The 4411-nt window shown below is 75.0% G+C and carries 3 protein-coding genes and 1 pseudogene; all 4 read left to right on the top strand.

The annotated features are described in order from the left end of the window. Positions 1–516, top strand: a 516-nt coding sequence (locus V9U69_RS19190; RefSeq protein WP_442907840.1) for an LGFP repeat-containing protein, incomplete at its 5' end; no start/stop codon positions are given. Between the two features lie 59 nt (positions 517–575). Beyond that, on the top strand, positions 576–2063 hold the full coding sequence (locus tag V9U69_RS19185; RefSeq protein ID WP_337063507.1) for a DUF1800 domain-containing protein: 1488 nt from the start codon (positions 576–578) through the stop codon (positions 2061–2063). Then, positions 2060–3358, top strand: a complete 1299-nt coding sequence (locus V9U69_RS19180; RefSeq protein ID WP_337063505.1) for a DUF1501 domain-containing protein — start codon at positions 2060–2062, stop codon at positions 3356–3358. The genes V9U69_RS19185 and V9U69_RS19180 overlap by 4 nt, the downstream gene beginning before the upstream one ends. Before the next feature lie 322 nt (positions 3359–3680). Beyond that, positions 3681–4411, top strand: a pseudogene (locus V9U69_RS19175) (hypothetical protein); the annotation flags it as partial.

The following is a 4411-nucleotide window of genomic DNA, read 5'->3' as shown; positions in this document are numbered from 1 at the left end:
ATGGACACCATCCGCACCCGCGTCGCCCAGCTGATGTCCGGTGGCCTCAGCGCCGTGGACACCAAGTACGCCCAGCTGGGCAGCGGCTACCTGGGGAACCCCACGCGGGCGGAGGGGCCGGCGCGCGACGGCGGCCGCTACCGGCACTACCAGGCGGGCTCGATCTACTCGCACCCCGCGACGGGCACGCACGCGGTGTACGGCCTGATCCGGGAGAAGTACGCCTCGCTGGGCTGGGAGAACTCCTTCCTGGGCTACCCCCTGACCGACGAGGTGCTCCTGCCCGGCGGGGCGTTCACCCACTTCCAGGGCGGCTCGATCTACTTCTCCCCGCGCACGGGGGCGCACGTGGTGTTCGGCGCCATCCGGGACCGGTGGGCCTCGCTGGGCTGGGAGAACTCCCGGCTGGGCTACCCCCGCAGCGACGAGTACGACGTCCCCGGTGGTCGCCGCAGCGACTTCACCGGCGGCAGCATCACCTGGAGGGCGCGCGACGGGCGCCTGACCGTGCGCTGACCTGAGGGACCCTCACCCGGACGGCTCAAGCCGCGGAGATCGACTGCCGAGACGGTGGCGTGCCCACCGCTCCCTCGTCCTCCGCGCCCCGCGTCGCGCGGGGGCGGCGCAAGGCCGCCCCCGCCGACCGCCTCTTCCCCAGCACCCCCGCCGCCCAGCTGCACCTGCTGCGACGGGCCACGTGGGGCCCACGCCCGCAGGACCTCGACGCGATCGCCGCGGTGGGCACGAAGGCGTGGCTGGAGGCGCAGCTGGCGCCGGAGACGGTCGCGGACCGGGTGTGCGATGAGTACGTCGGCCGCTTCCAGCGCTACAAGAGGTCCACCGCGGAGGTGCACGCCGCCGGCTACTGGTCGGTGGAGTGGGACCTCATGTTCGAGGTGGGCCGCGTCACGCTGCTGCGCCAGGTCTGGAGCGAGCGGCAGCTGCTGGAGGTCGTCGTCGACGTCTGGAACAACCTGCTGCACGTCACCTGCCCGTCCTCGGAGGTGTGGGACAACCGCGCCGACTACGACCGCACGATCCGCCGGCACGCGCTCGGCTCGTTCGCGGACCTGCTCGTGGAGTCGGCGAAGAGCCCGTCGATGCTGCTGTACCTGGACAACACCAGCTCCAGCGCGGCCCACCCCAACGAGAACTACGCCCGTGAGCTGCTGGAGCTGCACACCGTCGGCGTGGACGCCGGCTACACCGAGGCGGACGTGAAGGCGGGCGCGCGGCTGCTGACGGGCCTGGCGGTGGGTGCGGACGGCCTGTTCACCTTCGACGCGGCCCGCCACGACAGCGGCGGCGGCACGGCGTTCGGCTTCTCCTGGCCGGCGCACGCCCCGCACGAGGGCCTGGGCTGGGCGGAGCGGTACCTGCGGTACCTGGCGCTGCACCCGGCCACGGCGCGGCGGGTCAGCCGCCGCCTGGCGGTGCGGTTCGTGGCCGACGAGCCGCCGGCGTCGCTGGTGGAGCGCATGGCGCAGACGTGGACGGCCACGGGCGCCTCGATCCGCGCGGTGCTGTGGACGCTGTTCAGCGCCCCGGAGTTCTGGGACTCGGCCGGCCAGAAGTACAAGACGCCGCAGGAGGACTTCGTCTCGACGCTGCGCGCCCTGGGCGTCGCGCCCGAGCGCTCGGGCACGCAGGGGATCGAGCGGCTGTACTGGATGCCCTCGGACGCCGGGCACGCGCCGCTGGCCTGGGGTGCGCCGGACGGCTACCCGGACACCGCGGCGGCGTGGCAGTCCCCCAACGCGACCCTGCAGCGCTGGAACCGGCACATGGACTTCGCCGCCGCCTGGTACCCGCCGGACCTGACGTGGACGCCGGCGCGGCAGCTGCTGCCGCAGGCCCTGCCGGCCACGTGGGGCGCGCTGGTGGACGCGATGGCCGAGCGCCTCGTGCACTCCCCGATCACCGCCGACGAGCGGGCGGGGGTCCTGCTGTACCTGGAGCGCCGCGCCGACGAGCGCCTGGACCCCCGTGAGCCGTGGCTGGGCTGGGGCTTCCCGTACCTGGCCGCCTTCGTCCTCGACACCCCGACCTTCTCGAAGAGGTGAGCAGTCCCGTGACCTCCCGCACCGACCGCCCGGCCGACCGCTGCTCCTGCCAGGAGGGGTCCGTCGCGGCCGCGCGCGTGTCGCGGCGCGGCGTGCTCAAGGCCGCCCTGGGCGCCGCGGCCGCCGGCACGACGGCCTTCACGGTGGGCGACGTGTCCACCCAGGTCTCCTACGCCGCGCCCGGCTGGACCGGCGAGACGCTGGTGGTGCTGTCCCTGCACGGCGGTTTCGACGGCCTGTCGGTGGTGGTGCCCGGCGGCGACCCGGCGTACTACGCGGCGCGCCCGAACGTGGCGGTGCCGGCCTCGACGCTGCTGAAGCTGGACGACACGTTCGGCCTGCACCCGGCGATGGCGCCGCTGATGCCGTTCTGGCGCTCGGGCACCTTCGGCGCGGTGCACGCCGTGGGGCAGGGCAGCCCGTCGCGCTCGCACTTCGCCGCCATGCAGGAGATGGAGCGGGCCGCGCCGGGCACGTCGCTGCGCACGGGCTGGATCGACCGCACCCTGGGCGTGACGGGCGACGGCGGGCTGCTGAACGCCGTGCAGGTGGGGGTGCAGGCGCCGCCGGCGTTCGCGGGCCCGCACCAGGAGACGACGATGCAGTCGATGAAGGACTTCGCCCTGGTGGGCCCGGGCACGGACCGGCCCCTGTGGCACGCGGGCCTGCGGCGCATGCACGTCAACGCGCCGGCGGTGGCCGCGGCCCCGGCGAACGCGCTGCTGGACGCGATGGAGGAGGTCGCCGGCTACGCGGGCGCCGCGACCGCCCCGACGGTGACGTACCCGGCGACCGCGCTGGGGAAGTCGCTGGCGCAGGGGGCGGCGCTGCTGCGCTCGGGGGCGCCGGTGCAGGTGCTGACGGTGGACTACGGCGACTGGGACATGCACGCGAACTTCGGGCACGTGGACCACGGCTGGATGTTCGACAAGCTGACGGAGCTGTCCGCGGCGCTGGCGGCGTTCGCGACGGACCTGGGGCCGAAGTTCGCCAGCACGACGATCATGACGCTGTCGGAGTTCGGCCGCCGGGTGCAGGAGAACGCCTCGTGGGGGCTGGACCACGGGCACGGCAACGCGGTGCTGCTGCTGGGCGGCGGCGTGGTGGGCGGGCGGGTGCACGGGCGCTGGCCGGGCCTGGCCCCGGAGCGCCTGCTGGACGGGGACCTGCCGGGCACGACGGACTACCGGGCGATCATCGCCGAGGTGCTGCAGAAGCGCCTGGGCGCCGGGAGCCTGTCGTCGGTCTTCCCCGGCCTGACCACCGACCGGCTCGGGGTCGTGCGCCAGCGCTGAACGCTCCCCCACCGGTCCGCGCACCGGTCCACCCACCGCCCCGGGCGCTGCCGAGCGCCCGGGGCGCCGTGCTGTCCGGGGGTCCCCCGGTCACCCGGTCACCCGGGCGGCCGAACGCTTCGTCACTCATAGTGAGTAGTCGATGGCGCTTTTGTTACCGACTCGTTCTCTGAGGCACCTTGAGCATCAGCAGTCGCTCCGTCAGGGTGAGCGGTGATGCCGGTCCCCGCTCAAGCCCCAGCCGTCAGGTGCCGATGCCCGTGACGTGCGTTGACCCGTGTGGGTGGACCGCCTCTGTCGTCGAGCGAAGGACCGAGTTGTCATGCGGTGGACCGCGACTGCCCAGGAGAAGACCGGGACGACCGGGGGCTTCTCGCGACGTTCCCTGCTGCGTGCCGGCGGGGGGGCCGGGGCGCTGTCCGTCCTGGCCTGCCTGAGCGGCACGGGCGCCCGCCCGGCCGCGGCCGCCACCGCCCTGAGCACCGGCGCGGTGCAGGTCGGCGGCTCCACGACCGCCTACCCGCTGGCGCAGCACCCCAGCACCACCGCCGGTGCTGCCGTGCCCGCACCGCGCGGTGCGGCCGCCCGCACGCTGCGCGCGGCTCCCGCGCTCAGCGTCGTCAGCGTCGAGGTGGACGGCGGCCAGATGGTCGGCGTCACCTTCCCGCGCGGCACCGCCGCCGAGTCGGTCGCGGTGCGCACCCGCACCGACGGCACCTGGTCGGAGTGGGTCGAGCTGGCCCTGAACGACGACGGCGCCGACCCGGGCACCGCGGAGGCCGGCAGCCGCGTCACCGGCTCCGACCCGCTGTGGGTCGGCTCGCTGGGCCGGCGCTCCACCGTCGAGGTGCGCGTGCCCGCCGCCGACGTCGCGCACGCCGAGCTTCACGTCGTCGACGCCGGCCGCAGCCCCGCCGACGAGCTCGCCGGCGCGACGGCCACCGGGGACGCGGCCGTGCTGCTGCGCAGCACCGGCGGCGCGCAGTCGGAGTCCACCGGGTCCATCGAGTCCGCCGGGGGTGAGCGGGTCACCCTGGCCCAGCCCACCATCCG

Origin of the sequence: Kineococcus sp. G2 (assembly GCF_037154035.1) — a bacterium.
In the GTDB taxonomy this organism is placed as follows: domain Bacteria; phylum Actinomycetota; class Actinomycetes; order Actinomycetales; family Kineococcaceae; genus Kineococcus.
Note: the sequence above shows the minus strand (reverse complement) of the source record. Positions and strands in the feature narration are given on the sequence as shown.